The 231-nt window shown below is 64.5% G+C and carries 1 protein-coding gene; it reads right to left on the minus strand.

What is annotated here, in order from left to right; translation table 11 throughout:
* On the minus strand, nucleotides 1–231 hold a 231-nt coding region (locus ACSNOG_RS34110), incomplete at both ends, for a hydantoinase/oxoprolinase N-terminal domain-containing protein (protein WP_436756538.1).

Consider the following 231-nt stretch of genomic DNA (forward strand, 5'->3'; position numbering starts at 1 on the left):
GTTCGGCGATCTCCTCTTCGTCCAGGTTGGCGATCTTGCGGCCGTCATACTCAAAGCCGCCGGACGCGATATAGCTATGCGGCCCAACCGCAGCGCGCAGCGATTCGTCCCAGCCGGCAAGCGGCGGAACAGCTGTCGTCGCCGGAGCGCCGATGCGAATCAGGCCAACCCGGCCGAGATGCTTGCGCTCCACGATGGCATTGGTGCAATGCGTGGTGCCGAGCATCGCAT

It is taken from the genome of Streptomyces sp. URMC 124, from assembly GCF_051386455.1.
Taxonomy (GTDB): domain Bacteria; phylum Actinomycetota; class Actinomycetes; order Streptomycetales; family Streptomycetaceae; genus Streptomyces.